The organism is Roseateles sp. P5_B10, assembly GCF_056400485.1.
Map to the genome: position 1 here is coordinate 1 of NZ_JBFULE010000713.1, position 2687 is coordinate 2687.

Here is a 2687-nt window from a genome sequence, read left to right on the forward strand (position 1 = left end):
GCGCTGCACCAGGCATTGCGTCTCGCTGAGGTGCACGGCCGGCGCGGCGCCGGCATTGGCCAGCAGCAGCACCTCGTCGGCATGGCGGCAGCAGCGCTGCGTCCAGGGCGTGGGCGCGTCGTCGGCCAGCAGCAACACGAAGTCGTGGGCGGCCTCGACCTCGTCCAGCCACAGCGACACCTGGCGATAGCGCTCGCCTTCGTCGGCCGCCGCGCCGACGGCGGCATCCACCGCGGCCGCGTCGATGACGCAGACGCGGCCGAAACGGCCAAGCCCCGCCGCCAGGCCGAGTGCCAGCCCGGCCGCGTCCACGCCGGCGGTGATGGGCAGCAGCGCCTGCACGACCGGCGCAGCGAAGGGCGCGGGCGCATGTTCGGTCTGCAGCCGATGCACGATCTGGCGCGTCAGCGCGATGCCGACGCGCGGCTGCTGCTCGATCAGGCGCAGGAAGGGATCCTTGTCCAGCCGCACGAGCACGGAGTCGCGGATGGCGACGACGGTGGCCGAGCGCGGCGCCGCCGTGTACAGGCTCATCTCGCCGATGACCTGCCCACGTCCCAGCTCCCGCACGACACGCGGCGCCTCGCCATCACTCGACACATAGGCCCGCAAGCGCCCGCTGACCGACAGATACATCGAGTCGCCCGGCTCGCCCTGCTGCATCAACGTCTGGCCGCCAGCCACCTCGACCCAGGTCAGCTGCTCGCGCAGCAGGGCCAGCGTGGCCGCGTCGAGCTCGCCGAAGGCCTGGGCCAGCAGCTCGCCAAGCAGGCGGTCGTGATAGCCCTCGGTCATTGCAAGGTCAGGGCGAACACGTCGACCGAGCTCGTCTTGCCCTTGAACTGCACTGGCCCGATGGGCTCGCTCGGCAGCGCGCCGGCGAGCTGGGCCTGGGTCGCGGCGTCGAACAGCACGGCGTGGCCGGCCACCTTGGTGTGGGCCTCCATGCGCGCCGCGACGTTGACCGCGTCGCCGATGCAGGTGTAGGTGGCGCGCTGGCGCGTACCGGTGTAGCCGGCCACGACATCGCCGCTGGCGATGCCCACGCCGATGCGGATCTCGGGCCGGCCGGCGGCGCGCTGCTCCTCGCTGAACTGGGCCACCATCTCGATCATCTCGGCCGCCGCCAGCACGGCGCATTGGCCGGCCGCGGGCAGCGGCTGCGGCGCGCCGAAGATGGCCATCAGACCGTCGCCGATCATCTGGTTGACGACGCCGCCATGACCGTTGATGGCCGCGAACATCAGCGTGTAGTAGGTGTTCAGCAGCTCGATGATGTCCTCGGGCGGCTGCGATTCGGCAAGCGTCGTGAAGCCACGGATGTCGCAGAACAGCACCGTCGCCTGCACCTTGCGGCCGCCTAGCGCGAAGCCCTCGGCCTCCAGGTCCTGGGCCACCTCGCGGGTGGCGAAGCGGCGCACCAGCTCGCGCTGCTGGTCGCGCAGGCGCTTGCGCTCCAGGCTGGCGTTGATGCGCGCCTTCAGCAGCACCAGGTTGACGGGCTTGTGCAGATAGTCCTCGGCGCCCAGCTCGATACAGCGCACCACGCTGTCCATGGCCTCCACGGCCGACGTCACGATGACTGGCAGCTCGCGCAGCTCGGGGCTGGCGCGCAATCTTTCCATCAGTTCGATGCCACCCATGACCGGCATGTGGATGTCCACCAGCAGCAGGTCGAAGGCGCTGTCCTGCAGCCGCGCCAGGGCCGCGTGGCCGTCTTCGACGCTGACGACCTGGTGGCCAAGCAGCTCCACGTGCCGGGCCAGCAGCAGGCGGTTCACGCGGTTGTCCTCGACGAGGAGGATGCGGGCGGATGGGGCGCGGCGTTCACGCATGGCGGCGCTCCTTCAGGTCGGCCGCGACCGCGGCGAACAGGGCGGCCAAGGCATCGACACGGCCCGGGGCGGCGGCGCCCAGTTCGGCCAGTGGCGTGTGTTCGAGCTCGCGCGCCGCGGCAGCCAGCGCCGTGGCGCCGAAGGTCAGGCCGTTGGACTTCAGCGAATGCGCCTGGCGCGTCCAGCCTGTGACGTCGCCCGTCGCGGCGGCGCGGCGCAGCGCCGCAAGGCCCTGGGGAGCGTCTTCAAGGAAGGAGTCGATCAGTTCGACAACGAAATCGGCCCCCGCCGTTTCCTGAAGGTCGGCGAAAACCACCCCGTCAATCACCGGCTGGGACATGCTCAGGCTCCTTTCGTAGCGGTGTGCGCTGCAGCGCCAGCACCAGCTCGTCGACTCGGATCGGCTTGGTCAGGTAGTCATCCATGCCGGCGGCCAGGCAGGTTTCCCGGTCACCCTGCATCGCATTGGCGGTCATGGCGACGATGCGCGGCCGCTCGCTTTGGGCGTTCAGGCGCCGCGACGCCTCCAGCCCGTCCATCTCCGGCATCTGCACGTCCATCAGGACGAGGTCATAGGCCTGGCGCGCCACTGCCTCCAGCGCTTCGATGCCGTTGGCGGCCAGGTCGGCGCGGTAACCCATCTGCTGCAGCAGCCGCATGGCGAGCTTCTGGTTCACGACGTTGTCTTCGGCCAGCAGGATGCGCAGCGGGTGGCGCTCGGCGAGGTGCTGCGTCGCCACCGGCTGGGCGCGCTGGCGGCGCGGGCTGGGCACGAGGTCGGCCGCCACCGTGGCGCGCAGCGTGAACCCGAAGCGCGCGCCGCGGCCCGGGCCGTCGCTCTCGGCCCACATG

4 protein-coding genes are annotated in these 2687 nt (G+C 71.0%); all 4 read right to left on the reverse strand.

Going from position 1 to position 2687, the window contains the following annotated elements; translation table 11 throughout:
- On the reverse strand, window positions 1-795 hold a 795-nt coding region (locus AC1DU6_RS26375; RefSeq protein ID WP_477860737.1), incomplete at its 3' end, for a cyclic nucleotide-binding domain-containing protein.
- Complete coding sequence (locus AC1DU6_RS26380) at window positions 792-1835, reverse strand: adenylate/guanylate cyclase domain-containing protein (RefSeq protein ID WP_457322740.1); 1044 nt, start codon at window positions 1833-1835, stop codon at window positions 792-794. The genes AC1DU6_RS26375 and AC1DU6_RS26380, both read right to left, overlap by 4 nt.
- A complete protein-coding gene (locus AC1DU6_RS26385) occupies window positions 1828-2175 on the reverse strand; it encodes an Hpt domain-containing protein (protein WP_457322741.1) in 348 nt (115 codons plus the stop codon). The genes AC1DU6_RS26380 and AC1DU6_RS26385 overlap by 8 nt, the downstream gene beginning before the upstream one ends.
- On the reverse strand, window positions 2156-2687 hold a 532-nt coding region (locus tag AC1DU6_RS26390; RefSeq protein ID WP_477860739.1), incomplete at its 5' end, for a response regulator. The genes AC1DU6_RS26385 and AC1DU6_RS26390, both read right to left, overlap by 20 nt.